Raw genomic sequence first — 23,764 nt, 5'->3', positions numbered from 1 at the left:
TCAGCTAATCCTTTTAATATAATTTAATAATATAACATAAAAATATTTATTTCAAACTTCATTCTTTCATACTAATTGTTTGTGAAAGGATTTATTTAGATATATATTTAAGCTTATTTAACAAGAACTATGGGCATTGATGATAAAGTAGTTTTTAGGATTTATAAACCAACAAAAACTGCAACACAATCTGGTTTAGGTAATACAAATCTCTGGCACCTAAAAATTGAATCTGGTTCTTACTACATTGAACCTTTGATGGGGTGGGTTGGCTCAAAAGATCCAAAAAAACAGATTGTATTAAAGTTTGATTCTCTTGAAAAGGCAGTATTCTACGCAAAAAAACGTAACGTTAAATATATAATTGAAATGCCAAAAAATGTTAAAAGGTTGCCAAAATCTTACGCAAGCAATTTCATACTAAAGTAAGTTTTATTGCGGTGTGCTTATCTGTAAAAGACAGGGTTTAATATAGCTGGACAAAAATCAACTGATAAATATAGTAAAACTGACTTCATGATCTTGCTTAATGTTAGAACCTGTTCATAATCTTTTAAGGAGTAAAGCGGTGAAAGCAAGAACGACCATTTGCAGGCTAGTGTTGAGTTTCCGCTCACAATTTTTCCACAACTGCCTACACTTTTCCAATCAAGCAAAAGAGCGCTCAACGACCCATCTCTTTGGCAATACAACAAAGGTATGTTCGTTTTATCACTTCAACGGTTGCACTAATAATCGTTTTTATTTGAGTTGCAAAATTCTCTCCCGTATAGCCTGCATCAACCAGTACATTTTTTACTCCCGAGAGGTTTCCTTTTGCATTTTCGACCATTCTCACAGCACTGCTACGGTCAGTTATCTCTGCTGTCGTTATATAAATTGCATGTCTTGCGTATCTACTGCAATATGGCCCTGAAATCTTTTTGCCTGCATCATAGCCTTTTTCTTCAGCAGTATCTGCATTTTTTACACTCTGTGCATCAATTATGCAGAAGCTGTTTCCGACCATTATTTTGTCTGACCACGCCAACTATTTTTTTTAACATACGCTCCAAAATACTTTCTTTACTTCCATTTGGTTTTTCACTCCATTTTTTAAAATATTCGTAACAATTGCGCCATTTTGGAAACTCTTTTGGTAGCATTCTCCACTGAAAACCGCTTTTCAGATACTCCAGTTTCGAAAGAAGTCTAATGTTTCTACTTTTGAGAATTTTGCTATCTCTATAATTCCCATAACCTCAGTTTTAACGATTTTCTTGTCCACGATTTATAGATGCAACAGAACCACTGCAATAACACCCTTATCGCTGTAAACGTTGTTTCCTCCAGGAATTTTTCCTGAACTTTCGTACCAGTTTTCTATAGCTTCATCGATAAAATGAAAGACATTTCCTCTTTTTTCTAAAAATTGATTATACTCTTTATGATTACTAACTTTCATCTTCTGTGGCATATACTCTCCAAAATATTCATTTCTTAATAGAGTAACCACTTTCTTTAGATTTTTTCCCTTTTTTTTCTCATCACTACTCGCTATGCAACAAAGCCATCCAGGTAACTAACACTGGAGCCCAGAAAACTTTATCCATATATCATTTATTTTTGAAAATACTATGTTATAGCTTAAATTAGAAAACTGATTCTTCTAGAAGTTGCTCACTGTCCTCGTCTATTATGATAGAATTATCATGATTTCTGAGTAAATCTCTGATTTTCGTTTCTATCTCACTTGCAATTTCTTTGTTTGTTTTTAAGTAAGTTTTTACATTCTCTCTTCCTTGTCCAAGACGTGTGTTGTTATATGAATAATAAGCGCCTGCTTTTTCAAGCACACCAAGCTTTGCTCCCATATCTATTATTTCTCCAAGTTTTGATATACCTTCATTGTACATTATATCAAATTTCGCTTCTCTAAATGGAGGAGCAACTTTATTTTTTACAACTTTAACTCTTGTTTCATTACCTGTAATATTTTCTTTGTCTTTTATTACACCAACTTTTCTTATATCAAGCCTTATAGAAGTATAGAATTTTAACGCATTTCCACCCGTGGTAGTTTCAGGATTTCCGTACACTACTCCTATTTTCATACGAATTTGATTAATAAATATTAATATACAGTTCGCTTTTGAAACGCCAGAGGTTAGTTTTCGTAGCCCATGGCTTAAAAGCCTTGCTTGCAGCCCCATATGTTGATCACCCATATCACCTTCAATTTCAGCTCTTGGAGTTAATGCTGCAACAGAGTCAATAACTATCACATCAACCGCACCAGAACACACTAAATACTCAACAATGTGCAATGCCTGCTCTCCAGTGTCTGGTTGCGAAATTACTAAATCATCAGTGCTTACCCCAAGTTTACGAGCATATAAGACATCCAATGCATGTTCTGCATCGATAAATGCGCATGATCCTCCTTTTTTTTGTGCTTCAGCAATTACGTGCAAGGCAAGAGTGGTTTTACCAGAACTCTCGGGACCAAATATTTCAATTATACGTCCTTTTGGCAGTCCTCCAACACCTAGAGCCGAATCAAGCGCAATTGATCCTGTGGATATTGTGTCTATTTTTTCTACAGAATTTTGCTTCAGCTTCATTATTGCACCTTTACCAAACGCTTTTTCAATTTGGCTTATTGCATTATCTAATGCTTTTTGCTTATCATTATTTTTTTCTTCTGGGTTGTTTGCCATGGATCATTTATTAACTTGTATAACTTCCATGATAATCGAACGTGAACAACCTGCCAAGGGCTTTTTAATAATGAAAAACGTTATCGTAGAAAAACTAGCTACCTAAATTATATTAAGATAGAAAGTTAGATAGACTCTGCAATGCGATACAAAATAACAATAGAATACAATGGTAGTAGTTTCTCTGGCTGGCAAAAGCAGCAACGCTCTGCTAACTCAATCCAGGAGAAGATAGAAAATGCTATATTTAATTTTAGTGGTGAGAAAGTTACTTTGTACTGTGGTGGCAGGACTGATGCAGGGGTTCATGCTTTAGGACAAGTTGCTCATTTTGATATGGAAAAGGAATTTGAGCTTTATAGAATAAGAAACGCAATAAATTATCATTTAAAATCAATTCCCATAGTTGTACTGAATGTAGAAGTTGTAGATGATGCGTTTCACGCACGGTTTTCAGCAAAAAAAAGATATTACGAATACAGAATAGTTAATCGCTATGCTCCTGCAGCTCTGGAGACTGGTTATATATGGCAAGTGTTTAGCCCACTTGATGTAAATATTATGCGTGAAGCTGCTAAACATCTACTTGGAAAACATAACCTTTCAAGTTTCCGTTCAAAAGATTGTCAAGCCGCAAATCCGATAAGAACAATTGATGATATTGATATAATACAAAATGGGAGCCATATACACATCAAAATATCTGCTATTTCCTTTTTACATAACCAAGTGAGGATTATTGTAGGCACTTTGGTTGAATTTGGAAAAAATAGAACCAATCCGCAAGAAATGCTACATATATTAAGCCAATGCAAAAGAAGTGCCGCTGGGGTTACCGCGCCGCCTTTTGGCTTATATTTGGTAAAGATAGATTACTAATTTGATAAAAAATAATCCTGAGCCCTTAAGTTCTCATTGGCATCACTACATATAATACACTTGAATCGTCTTCATCAGTGATAATTGTAGCACTATTACCATCGGCTAAGCTAAACTTACATTTATTTTTTATGCAGGATAGAACATCAAGTAAATAACGCGAGTTGAACCCTATTTCTATAGGGGCTTCATTGTAGTCCACTTCTATGGATTCAGTTGCATCACTGCACTCTTGGGAGTTTGAATGCAAAGTTAGCAGCTTTTCTTGTAGTGAGAATTTAATGGATTTTACTTTATCAGATACAACAACAGAAACCCGATCTATAACATCTGAAAGTTTTTTACTTTCAATAACCATATGCTTATCTTGAGATGCTGGAATAACTGCTTTATAATTTGGAAAAGTCCCATCTATTAATTTTGATATTAGAATATATTCACCGCATGTAAACTTGATTTTTCTGTCTGAAAGTTTTACATTAATTTCATTACAATCATCCAATATTTTTAACAATTCCATGACAGTTTTGCGTGGAATGATTACACCAAATTCGCCATTGATGTTCCCAGGTTTTGGCCTCTTTATACATGATAAACGATGGCCATCAGTTGCAACGCAGTACAGAAACTGCTCGTCTGTATGTAGATATATTCCATTTAAATTATACCTTGTATCATCTAGTGATACAGCAAATTTTGTTTTAGTTAATAAGTCTATCAGGTCCGTATTTAGTAGAATAAAATCATGTTTATAATTATCTTCTTCAAGAGCAGGAAAGCTGTTTGAAACTACATTCGGTAAAGAAAAGTTTGCATTTCCGCAAGACATCAATAATTTTCCTTGGTTGTTTACTTCAAAATTGACATCCAAATCAGCGGGTAACTTCTTCACTATGTCATGTAAAGTATGCGCTGAAATTTTTACTTCTCCTTCTGTTAATACGGTTGCAGCAAGTGAGGCAAACATTGAAATGTCAAGATCAGTTGCCATTAATTTTATGCTGCCATGTTGTGCTTTGATATTTATACATGCCAAAACATCTATTGCATTACGCCTTTCAACCACTCCACTTACTCTGGATAATGTATTTAAAAGACTTGTGCGGCTTACGCTAAAACGCATCTGCTCACACACAGAATTTTGCTTTTTGATTTCTGTATCTACACCTGCAACCTCTGACATTACTAACTCTCAAAAATATATTTTAAATGATATCTGCATCCCATATAAAGTAAAGTGCTATTTATCGAAAGGGCAGTCTGTTTTATACTACAACTGGAAAATCACCTATTCTGTTTCTGTTACAATAATTTACTTTGTATGGCATAAATCATGCATTTTTTGATGCGCTTTTTGAAACCCAAGTAGGGAATAAGTATCATCAATGGTCACTGTTTTTGCTTTTCCATTCACTACCATTGATAACCCCTGCTTCATTTTTAGAATGAGATCTTGATCTATTTTTGTATGCTCTGCCCACGCAAAACTTCCCTGTATTATAGGCAGTGTATATTTAATTTTTTTGTCGATATTGAGAGCTACAGGCTCCTTATCATACTGAAACCCAGAGTTAACGCTTACCTCATCTGCTTTTTTATCAACATAACTAACCATTACATACGGCTTGCGGTTGGTTGTATAATGTTCGCTTTTTTTTTTAGGATAGGATACAATATAACATACTTTCTCTCCATCTTCTGATGCAGTATACACGAGCCAATCTTTATATTTTTCCTTCAATTGCACATCACTAACTGATGCAAAAGTGCCTATTGAAAAAAATATTAGAAATATAAAAAAACTACGCATGCAAACCAAATTTCAAACTTTCAGATTGTATATATCGTTTTACCTTAGCCATCGCCTGCTCAGCCAACTGCCTTATTCTTTCTCTTGAAACACAATATTTTTTACTAAGTTCATCCAGAGTTTGAGTGTTTTCAGACAAATATCTACTAATAAAAATGTCTTTTGCCCTTTCGTTGAGGCTCGCTAGTGCACTGTTTAAAATTGTTTCTTTTAATTCTTTTTCTTCATGATTTTGATAGGTTACTTCTTGACTGACCAAGTTACATGGGATCATATCTTGTAGCTCCCTTTTAGAGTCATCACCTATTTTTATGCAATCATTTAGCGACTGATCCTTACAAGCCAAACGGTAATTCATCTGTATAACGTCTCCTTCGGATACAGAAAGCTCATTAGATATTGCTTTTATTTCTTCATTATTTAAGGTTTCCCTGTTTGTATACTGTAAAATTCTTTTTTTTATTTTACGTAAACTAAAAAATAGTCTTCTTTGTGCTTGCGTTGTGCCTATCTTCACAAATGACCAAGATTTCAATATAAAGTCTTTTATTGAAGCTTCAATCCACCACACTGCATAAGTTGAAAAACGAAACCCTAAATCAGGATTAAACTTTTTTACTGCATGCATTAAACCCATATTCCCTTCCATAACCAGGTCCATCAGCAATAACCCATAATTTTTGAACTTCATTGCAATTTTCACTACCAAATTCAAATGGCTAGTAATCAATTTGTGAGCAGAAGAAACATCCTTATAGTTATTCCAATTTTTTGCTAATCGTACCTCTTCCTCTTGAGACAGCATGGGAAATTTTCGCACCCTAGCAATATATTGCATGAGATTGGTTCTGCTATCGACACATAAGTTTGCCATTGAGGTCAACATAACAACTTAAATTAAAAATCCATACATATAATATATTAATTTTCGGGGAAAAATTCAAGCTTTGATTTGAAAAAAGTACAAATTTTCCATCTAATTTCTTAGAGGCAGTAGGCCGCAGTATTAGCTAATTGGATAACATTATGTAACTTTAGATGATATTCTACCAGCACAACAATGAACGTTACAATTTAAATAAATAATGTTATTCCAGTGCCTTGACACTGGAATCCACATTTCTTTTTCTAGATCCCAGTGTCATGCTACTTGAATGACAAGAAAAAACCCACTGGGATAACAAGACTGAGATAGACTAGAAATTAAATGCTACTCCAGCTTCTGCACCAACAGTGCTGTAAAGGACTTTGATTTTGGCATCGTCTTTAGTTTCCTTACCAAAGTTAGCACCATAAGAGCCGAAATAACGAGCACCAGCATAAAGCTTGATTTCTGGAGTTACGTCATAGCTAACACCAGCTTTTGCTTGATAAGCAACACCAAATCCAGAATCTTTATCACCACTAACTTTTGTTGCTAAAGGATTGTTTATATATGCTGCACCAACACCAACACCAATATATGGAGTAATGGGCATATCTTCAATTGCTACATCATAATAAACATTAACTAGCCCTGAAATTGCTGTTAAGTTATTTGCAACTCCTCCTGCTGGAACAGGAGTTCCAGTTACCTTAGTATCTTTATTTAGCCATGAATAAATCCCTTCAACATCAACTCTGATATCGTCCATTTTGTAACCAAATGCACCACCACCGGCTATAAAAGAAGCGTTGTACAAATCAGTAGTGTCGGCTGTATCTTCAGTTTTCTTTTTAAGACCTGTAACACCATCAATTTTTGTGAAAAGAGGTAAAATTTCACCGTTGTATTGCAAACGAACGTAGTAGCTAGTTTCTTCATCACTTATTGGACCAACAGGATCTGAAAAAGCAGAGTTTGATAAACTTAGCAACGTTGCTAAAGCGGCTGCTGAAAAAAACTTTTTATAATGCATAATTGTCCTCGTAAAAAAATTAAAATTCCACTCTAGCAGTCTAAATAACAACTAAAGTTAAGTCAAGTGCTAACTTAATAACACAAAATATTCTACATTTTAACTAATTTTTAGGAGAAGACAAAGATTTTATTAATGAATAAATACGACTTTTGATTTTTTGGTATAGCTAACACAGGTAAGATTTACTATCGAAAGACCTCGTCATCCCGCTACTTGTTAGCGGATGAATACCGCGAATGAATCGCGGTATGACGTAGGGCTTATAGGCGCACTATATGAAGAAGTACTAGCGTTGGAAATATTAGAAAAAAAATACTTACACTAAAAGAAACTTCAGTAGTAAACTTAAAAAGGGAGCTTAAACCCAGGTGGTAAACCCATCATGCCTGCAAGATCAGAAGTTGCATTCGCCATATCTTCTTCTGCTTTTTTAACGGCATCATTAAACGCTGCTGTTACTAAATCCTCTACTATATCTTTTTCCTCATTTCTCATAAGTTCTAAGTCTATGTTCACCTTTTTAGCTTTATAGCTACCTATTTTTATGACTTCCACTAATACAGAAACTTTGCCACCACCAGAAATACCTTGAAACTCTTTCCCAACATATTTTTCTTGAGCTTCTGCAAGCTTTTTTTGCATCTCTTGCGCTTGTTTCATTATTTGACTAAAATCCACAACTTACTCCTTATTTTCTATATTAACTACTTTTGCACCTTTAAACGTATCAAGGATATCCTTAACTGCAGGTGCATAATTTAAATTACTCACTTCCCTGTTTATATAACCCGTATCAACTGTAATAACCCACTCTTGCTGAGTCACCTGATTTAAGTAATTTTTTAAATCATTGCAAAAATTACTATCCAACTTAGATACAGCTTTTAATTTTAAATATCCAGGTTTACAATCTATTAATTGTAGATTATTACACAGTTGTTTGTAAAGATAAATTTGGTTACTCCGCCTTAATAGTTGCAAAATCTTATCAAAATCGTAATTTTGTTGTTTATTTTCCACATGGATCCCAGTGTCAGCTACTCGGATGACAGAGTGGGGTTTTTCCACATATTTTTTTGGATCCAAGTAGTCAGCTACTTGGATGACAGAGGGGGAAGGTGCAACAGGTCTGCCCTGTCTATTTCCTTGCTCTACATTCTGTGAAAGAATTTTTTTGATCACTTGTTCCGGAGAAGGCAGATCAGAAAGATAGCAAAGACTAATTAGCATCATTTCAGCAGCAACATCGTTGCATGTTGAAGTTTTTATATCTTGAATACCTTTAAGCAACACCTTCCACAATCTCGAAAAAAATATTAAAGACTTCTTTATACTTAAATCTTTTATCCTATTTTTTTCATGCTCTGTAACTGCACTATCAATTTCTTTTGTAATCAAAAAACGGCATACTAACTGAATTGTTTGCAATAGACCTTCAAAAATACTAAGTGGGTTTGCTGTTTTTATCGCCTTGTCAAACACTGATAGAGCTTTCTGCAAATCACCTTCTAATATTGCGCCTAATAGATCGAATATAATATCTTTATCCACTAGGCCAAGTATGTCTGTCACATTTTTAGTGGATATTGCACCATCTTTGCCATGTAGCATTGCTTGATTCATCAAAAACAAGGCGTTACGCATTGAATTTCCAGAGTGTCGTGCAATTAATTCTAATGCTCCCTTTTCAATGAAGTAACTCTCTTTTTGTGCAACATCATTTAAACGTTCCACTATTTTAGCTACAGGAATGTTGTGTAAATCAAATCTTTGACAACGTGCAATAATAGTTATTGGTATCTTTTTTATTTCCGTAGTTGCTAAAATGAACTTTACACTAGATGGTGGCTCTTCTAGGGTTTTAAGTAATGCGTTAAATGCACTGCTAGATAGCATGTGTACTTCATCTATAATGTAAACTTTGAATTTAGAGCTTATAGGTGAATAACAAATATCTCCCAGGATTACTTTAATATCGTCGATGCTAGTGTGACTTGCTGCATCGATTTCAATTACATCTGGATGGCTTGAATTTTTTATTGCTAGACAATTTTCACATGATCCGCAGGGTTCAAAAATTGGCCCCAGGGAACAATTCAAGCATAAAGCTATTATCCTTGCAGTGGTAGTTTTACCAACTCCACTACTACCAGAGAGCAGTATAGATTGTGGAATTTTGTTTAAAGTAAAAGCATTTTCTAATACACGCACTAATATATCTTGACCTACTAGATCTTTAAAGCTACTAGGACGATGTTTTAATGCTATATTCATAGCCTCGGATAAAACAAATAATGAAATAGGTATGCAACCCAAAAAGGTTCTGATATGGCTGCTTCATTTCTGATCTGACCAAATTACAGAGTTTTTGCCTGCATACCTTATAAAATATTATACTTTTTTTTTTATTTAGCAAGGTATATCCTATATTAACCTTAATAATTTATATGTTAGACCTTTTGCAACATTACTTTGGAGTAAACAACTGTTACCTAAAATACTCTTCCCTTGTCATTCCAACTTGGATCCCACAACTGTACGAACGTTGTAGTTTGGAAGCAATTCCCACCAGTGGGGTGTCATCCCAGTGCCCAGACACTGGGACCCAGCTTCTATGCAACTTAATTAAAAACGTTTGTTTTAGCGTAAGACAACTACCTTTAGCTCATCAGCTCAGTTATAAGCAAAATTTCTGGATTCCAGTGTCAAGCACTGGAATGACACCATTTGCTGTGCAATTTACCTTCAAAAATGAATGTTCGTACAGCTATGCTTGGATCCAGAGAAAAAAGATGTGGATTTCAGTGTCACACACTGGAATAACAACCTATAGGTACTGGGATAACAAAAGAGGAATATTATGATTTTATATCATTTTCCTCTTTGTCCATTTTCACGAAAAGTTAGAGCTTTTCTAAAAGAAAAAAAATTAAGCTGTGATCTAGTGTATGAAAATCCGTGGGAAAAGCGGAATGCATTCATGGAGATCAATCCAACTGGGCAAGTACCAGTGTTAATAGATAATAACTTTGTAATAGCGGATAGTAATGCCATTTGTGAATATATAGAAGAGACTTACAATAGCGACGTCAAATTACTTAGTTCATCCACTATTATTAAGTCTAAAATACGTGCTCTAATCAATTGGTTCGACAACAAATTTTACAATGAAGTTACTAAGTATATTATGAATGAAAAAGTAATTACTAACCGCAGCCCTGATTCTAGGTTTCTCCATGCAGCTCAGCATAACCTGCTTTGCCATATAGAATACGTTGAACACTTAATTAACAAAAACGTTTGGCTTGCAACTGATAAGTTCACTTTGGCTGATATTACTTTAGCATCGCATATTTCCGTAATGGATTATGTAAGTAGTTTTCCATGGGAAAAAAGTAAAATTTTAAAAGAGTGGTACTCCATTGTTAAATCAAAGCCTTGTTTTCGTGAGATATTATTAGAGAGAGTTTCCGGTTTAACCCCTCCTAAACATTACGCTGACCTTGATTTTTAACTTATGTTAGCTTTAAAGCTACAGTCATTCCTTCATCAGTTGGAATCAATATAGAGAAATATTTTTTTTCATCTGATAATCTATCATTAAACTCCCTCATAGCATACCATGATTTTTCTGATACTTCTTTTGGAGGCGATTCTAAAAATACTGTGTTAAACAATAAAGTATTATCTGCAACGATTAGCCCATCTCGTTTAATGTATAACTCTGCCCAATCTAAATACTTAGGATAACTACTTTTATCAGCATCGATGAATATCATGTCAAATGGTGCTTTTGCTGATAATTTATTAATTTTTTCCAGTGCATCGCCTTCTATTAGAGTAATTTTATCACTTAGATTAAAAGTACTAAAATTTTTTTTTGCTATTCTTGAGTGTTGAGGATTATTTTCTATTGTATATATATGACCGTCTTTCAGTAGAGCTTTTGCCATGCAAATCGACGAATAACCGTATAACGTGCCAATCTCAACAATACTTTTAATTTTATGGATTTTTATAAATAAGCTTAATAGCTTTCCTTCTTCAGGGCCAATCTGAATATGTTGCTTTTTTTCAAGAATACAATATTCTTTTATTTTTTTATATTCTTTTGCAAATAGATTTCTTATATATGACAATTTTATGCTAAAATTATTACGCATATATTATAAATTAGGAGGACTTAATTCATACACAATTTATAAATATAATAATATAGTTTGAAATAATAAAAACATTTATTTTAAGTTATTATTTCATAGTATAAAATTTTAAGTGACAAAAATTATTATATATCGTACTATAGTTAACTAGTATAATAAACAGTCGATTATTATACTAGAATTAAAGGGACTGTTTATGCGCATTTCTCTTTTTAAAATGTAATTTTTATAATCAATTAGAGGGGGTTATATGTCTTATACTATTGCTGGTGAAGTTGAAACGTTAAACAAAAAATCTAACAAGAATGAAGGGGTTATGTTACTACATAATCCAGCTTATCGTGAAAAGTATAAAGAACGTTTTAATGAAGCTCAGAAAAAAGTTATGGATATGGTTCAGTTTTATGATGGGACAATAATATTAATAGAGAATAAAATCGCTATGTATTACTACACTTGGCACAGTAAAAAAAGAGAGTTTGAGCGTAAAAAACAACAAACAGTAGTGAAAAACAATGACTCAGCATAGAGTCTTTTATATGGTAAGCTACAGTGGTATTACTTCACTATAGCTTACCATATAATTCATCTATTACGTTAGTGAAGTATTTCAGCTCTTTATACCCTTCATGTTTAACTTTATTATGCTCTATATATGACTTACCATCATCGTTAAGCTTGATGAAAAATATTGGAGTGGCTGTGATACCAAGTTTATTAATTGCCAGTGATTTATCATTTATGATTTTATCCATCATTTTCTTATCATTAATGCATTGGTTAAATGCATCTTGCTTTAAGTTGCTTAGCGCAGCAATTCTTTGTAGTAAAGTCAAATCACTTAAATTGTAGTAATTCCACGAATCTATTGAGTTAAAAACAGCTTTGTTAAAATTAAAGTAGTCTTCTTGTTTTTCGTAGCAATGACTTAGCATTGCAGCCTTTAGCCCTCTGTAATCCAAAGGAAAATGACGAAATATGTATAACATCTTACCTGTGTCTATATATTTCTCTTTAATTTTAGGAAAGACATTCTTATGAAAAAGAGAGCAGTGATAGCAAGTTAATGAAGCATATTCTATCATTAGAATTGCTGCTTTTGGATCTCCTAATAATTTATCATCAGGTAATAGTGATAGTAACTCCTTTGATGTTATTTCATTAGTTTCTTTTTGAATATGTTGGTTAACAACTGCATAAGAATTAACACTCATAAGAATTAGTAAAAACAATAGTCTAAAAATCATTACAATATAAATACTTAACTTACTAAAAAAATATATTTTATATAAATAATGTCAAGGTAACTTTTGTTTAGCAAAGCTTTCAGCCCTATCTTTAAATGCAGCAATTATTTTACTTTGTGTATATTTATATACTGAGTTTAATAGAATTGAAAATGAGTTGGACTTAAACTTAAACTCTATATAAAACTTTACCATAGTTTTATTTTCGTCTATGGGAATGAATTGCCATTTATTGTATAGATGTTTAAATATTCCATTTGATGATATAGCTTTTATCCAACCTTCATTTGTTCCACTTGGAGAAAGAAAGGTTACTTCTGATGTGTACCTTCCTTTAATACCATGAAAAGCTGCAAGGAGATCCACAATCATTTGATTGTCATTTTTTTCTTTTATATAAACGGCTTTGCACCAAGGAACAAAATCAGGATACCTTTCAACATCAATTACAATTTGGAATACTTCATTAGGCGAACATAGGAAGGTACCTTGTTCTCTGTATTGATGAAGCATAAATGTTAAACCAACCAAAATAGGATCCGTATCTACCGTCAGCCTTAGTAGATTCCTGAGACCTGAAGTTAAGGTGGGCATCGCATATTAGTTTCAACGAAACCAGCAGAGGCAATTCCCTTCTCTAGAAATTATCGCTCGGGAAATTTAACTTAACTCATAACGCATAGCACAGACCCCTACTTGAATTATAGATGATTTACACAAGGCATGTCTATAGGTATATTAAAAGTCAGCGATTATTATTTAATCTTTATTAAACTTTGCATTCTAAGTATCATAGTTAATAAATATATCTTATGAATATTACTAAAGTTTTAATCATTATTGTTTTTATTGTAATTTCTTCAAGTGCTTATACTAATTGTACAGATCACAAAATTTTTGTGCATACTATGAAGCAACAAGTGAATGGTATATCTACAAAAGAAAATAGAAAAAACCTAGAGCATGTACACGAAAAGCTCCGGGAGGTCATTCAGAATAATGTTAACCTCAAAGGAATATCGCAATTCGTTATAGGAAAACATTGGGCTTTAGTTAAACAAAAAGAAAAAGAAGATTTTTTAAGAGAGTATGAAGTGTATCTTACGCGTTTGTGCGTTAAAATTTTATATAAATACATGCATGATAGTGAAATGATCATAATGAGCTCAAAAGCGGTTGACGATGAAACTTGCTTAATTGGTACAAGATTTTCTTACGGTGATGAAGAATTTACAAATGTTGATTTTAAAGTTACTAAAAATAACAGTTCTTTCTTGATAAGTGATGTTGTAATGAGTGGAATAAGTATTGCTATTAATCAACGTTCTCAATTTAGTGAGAAGATTGATACGCATGGTATAGCGAGCGTTATAGATGAATTAAGGTGCAATAATGATCTATATGCCTCATTGGCCTAAGCCACTTGGTAGCAGGCCGAATGATTTTTCTCTTGATCGCATAAAAAGCTTTCTAAATAAATTGGGCAATCCTGAGAAAAAAATGCCGCCCATAATTCATATAGCCGGAACTAACGGGAAAGGTTCAACACTAGCATTTATAAGACATATAATGCAAGCAGCAGGGTATAAGGTACACGCATACACCTCCCCACATTTAGTGAATTTTAATGAAAGAATAGTTATTGCAGGCAGTTATATCGATGATAATGAATTATATAGCTTGTTAGAAGAATGCCGTGCCGTAATTGCAGAACAGCCTATCACTCTGTTTGAAGCTGCAACGATCGCAGCTTTTTTGGCTTTTTCTCGTCATAAAGCCGATATAACTTTAGTTGAAGTGGGTATGGGTGGAAGGCTTGATGCAACAAATGTTATAGATAATCCGATTTTAACGATCATCACTTCCATTGCCCTTGATCATACAGAATATCTTGGCCCTACTGTGGAAATTATAGCAGGTGAAAAAGCTGGAATAATGAAACCTAATGTTCCTTGCGTAATAGCACCACAAGAAAAATCTATAATGAATACACTAGAATTCCATGCAATAAATAAGAAATCTCCTCTATATAGAGGAGGTCTTGAATGGAATTGCAAAAAACAACTATCTGTCATCCAAACTGGGATCCAGAAACAAAAAAATGAGTGGTCACGTGCTGGAGCTCAAATGATTTTTCAATCGGCTATTCAATCAATAGAATTTTCTTTGCCCTCTTTAAAGGGTGATCATCAGGTGATTAACGCAGGCAATGCTATTGCAGCATGTAGTATTTTAAGTGGAAAGTATGAATTTGACATTGGAAAAGAGAGTATTACTTCAGGTTTACAGCATACCTACTGGCCTGCACGACTAGAGCTCATAAAAGAGGGTAATTTAATTTCTTTATTACCGAAAGATTGGAAATTATTTTTAGATGGTGCGCACAATAATGACGGTGCTAGAGTGCTATCTCAGTGGGTAAAAGATAATTTTGCTGAAGGTATCTATATAATTTTTGGTGTTACTCGTAACAGAAATGTAGAAGAGTTCTTAGAGCACTTAAAGCCATATATCAAGCTACTATGTGCGGTTTGTGTTAAGTCTGAACCTCAAGCAACAAATACAAATTTGATTAGGGAAAAAGCCAATAACATAGGAATAAAAGCAGTTGAATGTGAGTCAATTGGCGATGCAATATCAAATCATATATTAAAAGCCTCTATTCAAAACGTCAAAACCATACTAATCTGTGGCTCGTTATTTCTAGCCAGAGATTTGAGTATGGAGAATAATCAACCCGTATCCGTTCAGCAGAGTGGCAGAATAAGGTAGACAAGGTGATCTAAAAAGATAATCATAGAGCAAAAGTGAGGTAATATGGTAAACCTTTTAGAACTTTGCAAAAATTTACAGCAAAAAATAGAAAGGTTAGAAGCAAAAATAGAAAGATTGGAAAAAGAGAATGAAAGTTTAAAAGCAGAAAATAAGGCTTTATCTTATTTGCGTGTATGAAAATAAGAAACTCTCTTATTATTGATTTTGCTCAAAAACGAAAATAGGAGAAGCTGCTGAACTTTATATTACGTTTGCTTCAGTTATCCTGTTTTTCTGAAGAGCTGCTATAAAATTTCGTAGTGAAGTCACTTAATTTTTACACATCTATTGTAGAGTAAGAAGAGCCGAATTTGGGACGAAAATGCTAGCTGATGCTTGGACTTTACTGACACTTACACTACTTGAAACTATACTTAGTGTAGACAATTTAATCTTTATTTCTCTAGCAATAGATAAAGTACCAAATGTGCTGAGAGAAAGAGTGCGCCTTATGGGCCTTGGATTAGCGCTATTAATGCGTTTTGTAATACTATTTTTTACATCATCTATATTGTCAATGCAAAAAACTATATTTCACACTGCATCAGCAAGGGATTTACTTATGATCGCAGGGGGATTATTCCTTATTGTTAAAAGCTCTATGGAGTTACGGGATGACATCTTTGTATGTAAGAAAAATAAAAAGAAAGCAAACGTTAAATCAAAATTTTTTTTAGTTGTGCTACAAATTATATTAATAGATTTAGTTTTTTCGGTTGATTCGATATTAACTGCTATAGCACTAACTTATAACATGGTAATAATTGCTACAGCATTTACATTTTCCATGCTAGCAATGCTGTTTTTATCAAGTTATACCGCCCAGTTAATCAAATCTAACCCAGGGTTAAAAATAATCGCCATTTTATTTATTTTACTTGTCGGTGTGTACCTCATACTTCATGGATTTCATATAGAATTACCAAAAGGATATTTGTATTCTTCATTTATGTTTGCACTGCTTGTGGAATCTATAAGTAGCATCAAGAAAAGGCACAGTGCATAATCAAATTCTTGCGTCACTAGATAAAATTTTAAGTCTTATGCTATCTTTTCTTAAAGTAAAAACCTCAAGTGTTTTTGCACTTGAGGCTCGATCAAAAGAAAAGTTTTTATCATCCTCCTATTTTTAGTGATTTTATAAGAGCCCTTCGATCTGGATCTGTGAGATAGCTAGCTACTCTGTCTCTCATTTCCTTAGGTAGTTTTTCTAAGTTAGAATGTTTCATAACTATGTCGCTCGCATCTAATAAATTTGCTTTTTTTATTCCTCTCTGACATTGAGTTGCTATCATACTTTCTATCATATTAGCATATAGAGGGTAGTCAGTTTTATATTTCTCTATATTTTTAGTTTCTTTTAACTTTTCTTGTAAATTAGTATCTTTATTAGATAAGTAGCCTGCCAATTTGTTTATATCGTTCTCAAATAAAAATTGATAGAATGAGATATTGCTGTTACCAATTTTTTCTTCCTTCATTTTTTTTATCTCATTTAGCACTTGACTTTGAAAATTATCCCAAAACTCAGATAACTCAGCATGATTACTAATATAATCTGGTTTTATCACCTTAGGGTCACGTAATATGATGTGCTTAGTGAGAATTTTGCTACACTCAGTAGAAGTTATTTCACTATACCCAATAGCAAAATTTAAAACAGTATGCCTACTATCAACTTTTTCATTAACATCTGCACCTGCCTCTATGAGAATTCTTACTAACTCTGCATCGTCATAAGAAATAGCCTTGCGTAAAGGAGCCCAACCCCTATTTTTCATATTAACATCCGCACCTTTTGATATCAGAAACTTTACTATATCTATATTTCCCCTTTCAATAGCTACTGTCAAAGTAGTATCTTGACCCATTCTACCGTAAGCATTAACATTAGCTCCACCTCTTATGAGCTCCTCAATTTGATTTGCATTTCCTGCCCTCAAAGCATCAAAAAGCTGTCCGTTTAATCTTGATTGTACTTCGTTCATAACCCTCTCCAATAAAAATTAATTATAACATATCTTTCACAGTAAAGCTAATAAAATTACCATGCTAGCATAAAGTAGCAACCGATTAGGACAATGGAATTTCAAGAGACTCAACAAAGCAAGATTTAAAGCAATGCCATCAATAGCCAGATATGTGTTTCTTTGTTCATACCATGCTACCGAAGGCAAATAAATCACTCCCACTCAATAGTTGCAGGTGGTTTGGAAGTTATATCATACACAACTCTATTTACCCCGGAAACGTTATTAACAATTATACTGCCAACATTTTGTAAAAAATCCCAAAATACTAGCAAGTGCTGATCCTTATCTTCAAATGGAAATGCATCGGCTGTCATACCATCAGATGATGTTACAGCCCTTAAAGCACAAACATATCCGTATGTACGACCATCTCCCATGACGCCTACAGTTTTTATTGGTAATAATACAGCAAAAGCTTGCCATATCTTATCATATAGATCGTAATTTTTCATCGTATTAATATATATTTCATCTACTTCTTGCAATATTTGCACCTTTTCTTTATCGACTTCACTTATAATTCTCACTGCAAGGCCAGGTCCTGGAAATGGATGTTGAAATATTATCTCATCTGAAAGCCCAATTTCCTTTCCAAGTAGCCTTACCTCATCTTTAAAGAGGTAACGTAAAGGCTCCACTAGCTTCAGGTTCATCTTTTCTGGCAACCCACCAACATTATGATGAGACTTAATTGTACTCGTGTTATCTGAGGCATGCCCTGACTCAACTACATCAGAGTAGATGGTACCTTGCATCAAAAAATCCACATCACCTATTTTTTTTGCTTCTTCTTCAAACACTTCAATGAAAGCGTTACCGATAATTTTTCGCTTTTCTTCTGGATCAGTTATTCCCTTTAACCTACTCAAAAATAAATTTGATTTATCAACGTAGTTTATCGGAATCTCTTTCAACATAGCAATAGTCTGGTTCTTGCGTAACAACCCAGTATCGATAAAAATACAGTTCAATTGTTTTCCTATAGCTTTATGTGTGAGAGCCGCTGCAACACTTGAATCAACCCCACCACTTACTGCAGCAATTACTTTTTTCTCTCCTACTACATTTTTGATTTTTTCCTTCTGCTTTTCAATAAACGACTTCATTGTCCAGTCTCTTTCACAATTTGCAATATCCAAGAAGTTAGAGAGCAATTTACTGCCATTTGTTGTGGGCCTCACTTCAGGATGGAATTGAGTACAGTAAATCTTCCGCTGTTCGCTAACAATCATTGCAATTGTTTGATTTATCACACCTGATGCGATAACAGTAAATCCCTGTGGTATAGTATCAACACTGTCCGCATGGTTCATTAATACATCCACTTCAGAATTAACATCCCAGGTATCCTTTATAATGGGGGATTCTTTTAGTATCTTGATTTTAGTTCTGCCAAACTCCTGTTTGAAACTCTCTTTTACTTTTGCTCCAAAATAATGACAAATGAGTTGCTGTCCATAGCATATTCCAAGTATAGGAACGTTTGTTGCCTCATTAAGTTTTATAATTTCATGTACTACTCTACTTGTTTCAGAACAATTATCATTTACAGATTGTGGTCCTCCAGAGAGAATAAACCCATTGAATTTTGATATTGTTTCAAAACTGATGTTGCTTGGAAATATCTCACAATAAACGCCCATTTCTCTGACTTGTCTTGCGATAAGCTGTGTAAACTGTGAACCAAAATCAATAATGGCAATTGCTGACAATTTGCTCCTCCATATTATTTAAAATGATATCTGATAATAAAGAAAATAATGGAGTAAGTAAACTAAGACCTCTTTAAAAGCTTTAACGTGTGGTGCAAGTTAGCTATATAGCTAATTTTCCTACACCATGCCGCCGCGGCGCTAACAAGTAGCGGGATGACGGTTGTCAGGGTGTCATCCAAGTAGCCGACACTGGCAAGACGGCAGTGCTTCCTTCTTCTGTCATCCCAGTGCTTCCTTCTCCTGTCATCCCAGTGCCTCCTTCTTCTGTCATCCCAGTGCCCAGACACTGGGATCCAGGATTTTGACTGTAAACAAGCATACTATACAACATTTTCAATGAAACTGCCAAAAACTGGATTCCAGCGGGCTTTGTTGCATAGCGTTCAGAAAAACTAGCAGTTACTGACAAAATTCATTATAAAATGACGATTTAACTGATTAAGGATAAATATGCCAGTCAAAATGAAGGTCCGTAACCAAAATGAATATAACAAATTTTTGCAAGAAAGAGGAAATATTTTTCGTTACATCGATGAAGCTATCGAAAATTGGTATGAAAATAGTCCAAAAATGCAGGGCGGCAACTATATTTATAGTGATAAAGTTGTAATTTTGGTGCATATAATCGTCAATCTTTTTAGAATTGGTTTAAGACAAACGGTAGGGTTTATAAAAGGATATTTGCAACAAATAGGAAGAGATTTGGCAGTTATCAGCTATTCACAAGCATCAAAAGAAACTTGATATTAAGATAAATGATTGCAGAAAATAATATGGAAGATATTGAAATTGCTATAGATAGTACAGATTTACAACAACACTCCTGAAAGAAAATAGCGCTGACAGAAAATATCGCAGCTATAGAAAATTGCATGTAATGTTGAATATGAACAGCCATAGCTGTAAAATACAGTAACGGTCTGATCACTATGGAGCCTGTGATTTGCTTAAAGAAGTTCATGCCATAAAAGCACTATATGCAGACAGAGCATATGACAGACATAAACTCTATAAATTGTGTGATGAATGCGGCATAAAGACGAAAATTCCTCCAAAAACCGATGCAGCAGAGCATCCAAAGTTGGACTACATGGCAGAGAGAAATGCTGCAATTAGACTAATAAAGTCATATGATTGCATAAAAAAGTGGAAAGAAAAAGTAAATTATGGAAAGAGAGCTCACATTGAAGGATTTTTCTCAAGATTAAAGCAAATATTCGGATTTAGTTTTAGGAATAAATCTGAGATAAATCGAGAAAAAGAACTGCTAATCAAATGCTATTTGCTCAATAAATTCACTGATATTGGTATGGCTAAATTTGAGATAGTTACATGAATTTACCATAAATCACCATCTCATAAAGTGCGATGCAACAAAGCCCACTGGGATCCAGCGAACTTTGTTCGCAAACGAACCTAGTAGATAAATATAAAATTTTACATTAAAACATAACACTATGGTGGAACTATATGCAAAATAGATCCCAGTGTCACGCACTGGGATGACAAGAAAGAGTTTTGGGATGACAAGAGGGAGTTTTGCTATGACAAGAAGATGCCACTGGGATGACACCATTAGTTGTACATGTTGCTTTAAAATATAAAGTTCGTACAATTGCGTGTCAGCTACTGGAATGACAAGAAGATGGTACTGAAATGACACCTGTTGTTGTACCTTCATATGCCAAAATTTAATTAATTTTATTATTCCTCAGCCTTTTTAGGTAGCACTGAACTTCATCGTTAATCTGATTACTAAACAGTATAAGCGCTGTCATGTTGATGAGAGCTAAACAAGAGAACAAAGTTCCACCGATATTGGCAATAGCCATTATATCTTTAGAAAGGCCAGAGAAAAACGCCACAATTATTACCGCTATGCGATATATCACTATACTTTTTGCACCGAATAAATATAGCCACCCCATTTCACAACAATATACAAATGAAATTATTGAAGAAAATGCAAATAAAGGTGCAGCTATGGCTAAAAGTATAGGAAACCATGGAGAAACAGTTTCAAATGCCTTTTGAGTAATTAATATCCCTTCACCAACACTAGTCTGGTATGCACCTGTTATTACTATTGTTATTCCTGTTAAACAGCAAATTAACATTGTGTCAAAGCATGGTTCTATCATAGCGACTAGTCCAGTTCTTACTGGTTCTTCATCTTTAGTTGTTGCATGAGTAATTGCAGCAGAGCCAACACCTGCTTCGCTGGCAAAAATTGCTCTTTGAATTCCAGCAATAAATGCTCCTACCATCCCTCCGCCAACAGCATTAAAATCTATCATGCTGGAAAATAATATCTTAAATGTGTGACCAAGATTGTGGATATTAAATCCAATAATAACAATGCAGCTACATATATATATGAGTGACATAATAGGCACTAGTGCAGAAGATACTCTAGCTATCCTTTTAATTCCGCCAATAATCACTAGAGCAAGCAGCGCAGAGATTATGGAAGAAAAAAACCAAGAGTGACCATCTACCCAACTTGAATAGCCAGATAATATTGAAACCATTTGGTTGGTTTGAAACGCTACACTTCCACCAAGACCTGATAATACAAAGAATACTGCATATATTGCAGCTAAAACAATACCAAGTTTTTTAAATCCAAATTCCTCCAGACCATTCCTTATATACTGAAAGGGACCACTAAACAATTGCTCCTGATCTTCTGTTCTATGTCTAAATGCTAAAGTCACTTCGGCAAATTTTGCTGACATACCAAAAAAACCTGTAATCATCATCCAAGGCACCGCTCCTGGCCCTCCCATTGAAACTGCAATTGCGACTCCAGCAACAGTTCCAAGGCCTACTGTGCTTGAAAGTGCAGTCATAAATGCCTGAAAATGCGTAATATGACCATCATGGTGATTCGTGTCATATTTTCCACATAAAATAGCAAACGCATGCTTAAACATTCTTATGTTGAGAAATCCAAAACGTAATGTTAGAAACACATAACCAAAAGCTAGTAGAAAGATTATAAATGGCACGTAAAGGATTTTGAAAAACAGCACTTCATTCATGAAGTTATTTATTCCATTCAACACAGCATCATAACTTTCATAAAAACCTGAAGCAGCGTACACATCATTAAACAATAGGCAAAATAACACCATACAAAGTAATCTATAAATCATGTTAATACCCTTTAGAATTGTAATAAGAATCTATTGTATTCAAAACTTCCCTTCTTAGTAGATATATTGCAACAGCATTTGGAATCATAAGGCACATGAACAAACTGTCGCCTAGGTAAGATATAAATTCTATGTTTTTTGACATACAACTAATATACACTGAAACCACTATAAGAATTTGGAACGGTATCAGTATTTTTTTATTACCAAATAAATACAGCAGAGCAACTTCACAGTAGTAACAATAAGCTATTATTGTAGAAAATGCAAAGGAAAACATCATTAGCGGAAAAACTAACTTGCTGAACAAGGGCAAAACTGTTGAAAATACCGAACTAATTAGTGTAATATCACCCACGTTATCAGTGCTATGCATACCAGTAATAATTATCACGATACCAGTCAAAAATGAGATTAATATTGTGTCTATAAGTGGTGCAATCATTGCAACGCATCCAACTTTAATTGGATCTTCTTCTTTTACAGTTGAATGTGCTATAGCTGCTGTTCCGGTACCTGCTTCGTTAGCAAACACTGATCTTCTCACTCCGGCTATTAATCCGCTCAATACTCCGCCTCCTATAGCTGATTTGTTAAAGATGTCTTGGAATATTATGGATAAAGCATTCAGCAAGTTACTTCCGTTTACATAAATTAAATATATACACATACCCACATATAGCACTATCATAATTGGTGCTAAGCTTGTTGAAACGAAAGCAATGCGCTTTATTCCTCCCAATATTACAATTAAGACAAGCAAGGATATGATAATGGACACGTTGTATTCGAAGAGGTTATTTGACAATGCTGCTATCTGATTTGCTTGAAATGGTATACCGCCCAAAATCATTGCAATAAGTAGCATAATCGCATAAGTGAAGGCAAGAAATCTACCAGTTTTTGCAAATCCAATTTTTGCAAGCCCGTACTTCATGTAATAAAAAGCCCCGCCAGTTGTATTTTCAGAGCGATAAGTGAATGCAAGCACCACCTCGGCAAACTTTATCGACATACCAAGTATTCCGGTAATTACCATCCAAAAAACTGCACTTGGACCTCCTATTGTGATAGCTATTGCAACTCCTGATATTGTTCCAAGGCCAACTGTCCCTGAAATTACTGTTGCAAACGCTTGAATATGAGTGATGATACCATTGTTATTACCATTACACTTTAGATTAAATAGCGTCTGTACTCCATGCTTGAATAATCTAAAGTTAATGAATTTGAACCGAACCGTACAAAAAACTCCAGTTGCAATTACCCAAATAATTATAAATGGAATGTTGAATATCTTTATGTACAGAAATGAATTTAATAGTCCACTTATCTTCAAAATCAT

24 protein-coding genes, 2 other RNA genes and 3 pseudogenes are annotated in these 23,764 nt (G+C 34.0%); 9 read left to right on the top strand and 20 right to left on the bottom strand.

Translation table 11 applies throughout. The features are described 5' to 3' along the window. Positions 1-129: 129 nt before the first annotated feature. Positions 130-429: an ETC complex I subunit gene (locus NBW39_RS00400; RefSeq protein WP_250295274.1), complete on the top strand. Its 300-nt coding sequence runs from the start codon at positions 130-132 to the stop codon at positions 427-429. Positions 430-543: 114 nt separating this feature from the next. On the opposite strand, the pseudogene NBW39_RS00395 reads toward NBW39_RS00400, so the two are convergent. The 3 genes and pseudogenes from NBW39_RS00395 to recA form a co-directional block, all read right to left on the bottom strand. Further along, positions 544-1,178: pseudogene (locus NBW39_RS00395) on the bottom strand (IS5 family transposase); the annotation flags it as partial. A 95-nt stretch (positions 1,179-1,273) separates the two neighbouring features. After that, positions 1,274-1,456 (bottom strand): annotated as a pseudogene (locus NBW39_RS00390) (IS5 family transposase); the annotation flags it as partial. A gap of 175 nt (positions 1,457-1,631) precedes the next feature. Then, positions 1,632-2,699 (bottom strand): recombinase RecA, encoded by a 1,068-nt coding sequence (gene recA / locus NBW39_RS00385; protein WP_250295272.1) that lies wholly within the window; start codon positions 2,697-2,699, stop codon positions 1,632-1,634. Positions 2,700-2,840: 141 nt separating this feature from the next. On the opposite strand from recA, the gene truA reads away from it, so the two are divergent. Next, a complete protein-coding gene (gene truA, locus NBW39_RS00380; RefSeq protein ID WP_250295271.1) occupies positions 2,841-3,578 on the top strand; it encodes a tRNA pseudouridine(38-40) synthase TruA in 738 nt (245 codons plus the stop codon). 25 nt (positions 3,579-3,603) lie between these two features. Here the strand turns inward: truA and dnaN are convergent, their stop codons facing one another. The 7 genes from dnaN to ffs all read right to left on the bottom strand — a co-directional run bounded on the left by dnaN (position 3,604) and on the right by ffs (position 9,678). Continuing rightward, a complete protein-coding gene (dnaN, locus tag NBW39_RS00375) occupies positions 3,604-4,761 on the bottom strand; it encodes a DNA polymerase III subunit beta (RefSeq protein ID WP_250295270.1) in 1,158 nt (385 codons plus the stop codon). Positions 4,762-4,890: 129 nt separating this feature from the next. After that, entirely contained in the window at positions 4,891-5,388 is a 498-nt protein-coding gene (locus NBW39_RS00370) for an invasion associated locus B family protein (protein WP_370273662.1), read from the bottom strand. Beyond that, positions 5,381-6,274 (bottom strand): RNA polymerase factor sigma-32, encoded by an 894-nt coding sequence (locus NBW39_RS00365; RefSeq protein ID WP_250295268.1) that lies wholly within the window; start codon positions 6,272-6,274, stop codon positions 5,381-5,383. The genes NBW39_RS00370 and NBW39_RS00365 overlap by 8 nt, the downstream gene beginning before the upstream one ends. A gap of 310 nt (positions 6,275-6,584) precedes the next feature. Then, complete coding sequence (locus NBW39_RS00360) at positions 6,585-7,286, bottom strand: P44/Msp2 family outer membrane protein (protein WP_250295267.1); 702 nt, start codon at positions 7,284-7,286, stop codon at positions 6,585-6,587. 348 nt (positions 7,287-7,634) lie between these two features. Beyond that, positions 7,635-7,949: a YbaB/EbfC family nucleoid-associated protein gene (locus NBW39_RS00355; protein WP_064125278.1), complete on the bottom strand. Its 315-nt coding sequence runs from the start codon at positions 7,947-7,949 to the stop codon at positions 7,635-7,637. 21 nt (positions 7,950-7,970) lie between these two features. Then, positions 7,971-9,563, bottom strand: coding sequence for a DNA polymerase III subunit gamma/tau (gene dnaX / locus NBW39_RS00350; RefSeq protein ID WP_250295266.1), 1,593 nt, complete (start codon positions 9,561-9,563; stop codon positions 7,971-7,973). 15 nt (positions 9,564-9,578) lie between these two features. Then, positions 9,579-9,678, bottom strand: an RNA gene (gene ffs, locus NBW39_RS00345) — signal recognition particle sRNA small type. Between the two features lie 471 nt (positions 9,679-10,149). Between ffs and NBW39_RS00340 the strand changes: the two genes are divergently transcribed. After that, a complete protein-coding gene (locus NBW39_RS00340; protein ID WP_250295265.1) occupies positions 10,150-10,803 on the top strand; it encodes a glutathione S-transferase family protein in 654 nt (217 codons plus the stop codon). A 1-nt stretch (position 10,804) separates the two neighbouring features. Here NBW39_RS00340 and NBW39_RS00335 read toward each other — a convergent pair whose 3' ends face one another. Further along, positions 10,805-11,452, bottom strand: coding sequence for an O-methyltransferase (locus tag NBW39_RS00335; RefSeq protein ID WP_250295263.1), 648 nt, complete (start codon positions 11,450-11,452; stop codon positions 10,805-10,807). A gap of 250 nt (positions 11,453-11,702) precedes the next feature. Here NBW39_RS00335 and NBW39_RS00330 point away from each other — a divergent pair, with 250 nt between their 5' ends. Then, on the top strand, positions 11,703-11,981 hold the full coding sequence (locus NBW39_RS00330; protein ID WP_250295262.1) for a DUF2671 domain-containing protein: 279 nt from the start codon (positions 11,703-11,705) through the stop codon (positions 11,979-11,981). Between the two features lie 37 nt (positions 11,982-12,018). On the opposite strand, the gene NBW39_RS00325 is transcribed toward NBW39_RS00330, so the two are convergent. From NBW39_RS00325 to ssrS, 3 genes are all read right to left on the bottom strand, one after another. Further along, the gene (locus NBW39_RS00325) at positions 12,019-12,699 is read right to left on the bottom strand and encodes a thioredoxin domain-containing protein (RefSeq protein ID WP_250295261.1); all 681 of its coding nucleotides are present in this window, start codon (positions 12,697-12,699) and stop codon (positions 12,019-12,021) included. A 51-nt stretch (positions 12,700-12,750) separates the two neighbouring features. After that, entirely contained in the window at positions 12,751-13,212 is a 462-nt protein-coding gene (locus NBW39_RS00320; protein ID WP_458695381.1) for a type II toxin-antitoxin system RatA family toxin, read from the bottom strand. Positions 13,213-13,231: 19 nt separating this feature from the next. Then, a non-coding RNA gene (ssrS, locus tag NBW39_RS00315) (6S RNA) lies at positions 13,232-13,393 on the bottom strand. A gap of 118 nt (positions 13,394-13,511) precedes the next feature. Between ssrS and NBW39_RS00310 the strand changes: the two genes are divergently transcribed. From NBW39_RS00310 to NBW39_RS00300, 4 genes are all read left to right on the top strand, one after another. Then, positions 13,512-14,117, top strand: coding sequence for an MlaC/ttg2D family ABC transporter substrate-binding protein (locus NBW39_RS00310; RefSeq protein ID WP_250295259.1), 606 nt, complete (start codon positions 13,512-13,514; stop codon positions 14,115-14,117). Then, positions 14,092-15,471, top strand: coding sequence for a bifunctional folylpolyglutamate synthase/dihydrofolate synthase (locus tag NBW39_RS00305; protein ID WP_250295258.1), 1,380 nt, complete (start codon positions 14,092-14,094; stop codon positions 15,469-15,471). Before NBW39_RS00310 ends, NBW39_RS00305 begins: the two co-directional genes overlap by 26 nt. Positions 15,472-15,516: 45 nt before the next feature. After that, a complete protein-coding gene (locus tag NBW39_RS08650; RefSeq protein WP_256466299.1) occupies positions 15,517-15,651 on the top strand; it encodes a hypothetical protein in 135 nt (44 codons plus the stop codon). 184 nt (positions 15,652-15,835) lie between these two features. Beyond that, positions 15,836-16,519, top strand: coding sequence for a TerC family protein (locus NBW39_RS00300; RefSeq protein WP_250295257.1), 684 nt, complete (start codon positions 15,836-15,838; stop codon positions 16,517-16,519). Between the two features lie 109 nt (positions 16,520-16,628). Here NBW39_RS00300 and NBW39_RS00295 read toward each other — a convergent pair whose 3' ends face one another. The 3 genes from NBW39_RS00295 to NBW39_RS00285 form a co-directional block, all read right to left on the bottom strand. Further along, on the bottom strand, positions 16,629-17,501 hold the full coding sequence (locus NBW39_RS00295; protein ID WP_250295256.1) for an ankyrin repeat domain-containing protein: 873 nt from the start codon (positions 17,499-17,501) through the stop codon (positions 16,629-16,631). Between the two features lie 194 nt (positions 17,502-17,695). Then, complete coding sequence (gene guaA, locus NBW39_RS00290) at positions 17,696-19,258, bottom strand: glutamine-hydrolyzing GMP synthase (RefSeq protein WP_250295255.1); 1,563 nt, start codon at positions 19,256-19,258, stop codon at positions 17,696-17,698. Positions 19,259-19,424: 166 nt separating this feature from the next. Continuing rightward, complete coding sequence (locus NBW39_RS00285; protein WP_250295254.1) at positions 19,425-19,580, bottom strand: hypothetical protein; 156 nt, start codon at positions 19,578-19,580, stop codon at positions 19,425-19,427. A 131-nt stretch (positions 19,581-19,711) separates the two neighbouring features. On the opposite strand from NBW39_RS00285, the pseudogene NBW39_RS09105 reads away from it, so the two are divergent. Next, a pseudogene (locus NBW39_RS09105) lies at positions 19,712-20,597 on the top strand (IS5 family transposase). 12 nt (positions 20,598-20,609) lie between these two features. On the opposite strand, the gene NBW39_RS00270 reads toward NBW39_RS09105, so the two are convergent. From NBW39_RS00270 to NBW39_RS00260, 3 genes are read right to left on the bottom strand one after another with little or no spacing between them, the layout of a single operon-like run. Next, on the bottom strand, positions 20,610-20,942 hold the full coding sequence (locus tag NBW39_RS00270; protein ID WP_250295251.1) for a hypothetical protein: 333 nt from the start codon (positions 20,940-20,942) through the stop codon (positions 20,610-20,612). Between the two features lie 10 nt (positions 20,943-20,952). Continuing rightward, positions 20,953-22,419, bottom strand: coding sequence for an alanine/glycine:cation symporter family protein (locus NBW39_RS00265; protein ID WP_250295250.1), 1,467 nt, complete (start codon positions 22,417-22,419; stop codon positions 20,953-20,955). Between the two features lies 1 nt (position 22,420). Then, complete coding sequence (locus tag NBW39_RS00260; RefSeq protein WP_250295249.1) at positions 22,421-23,764, bottom strand: alanine/glycine:cation symporter family protein; 1,344 nt, start codon at positions 23,762-23,764, stop codon at positions 22,421-22,423.

Source organism: Wolbachia endosymbiont of Oedothorax gibbosus (assembly GCF_936270435.1).
Classification (GTDB): Bacteria; Pseudomonadota; Alphaproteobacteria; order Rickettsiales; family Anaplasmataceae; genus Wolbachia.
This window is presented reverse-complemented; position numbering and strand designations above follow the sequence as displayed.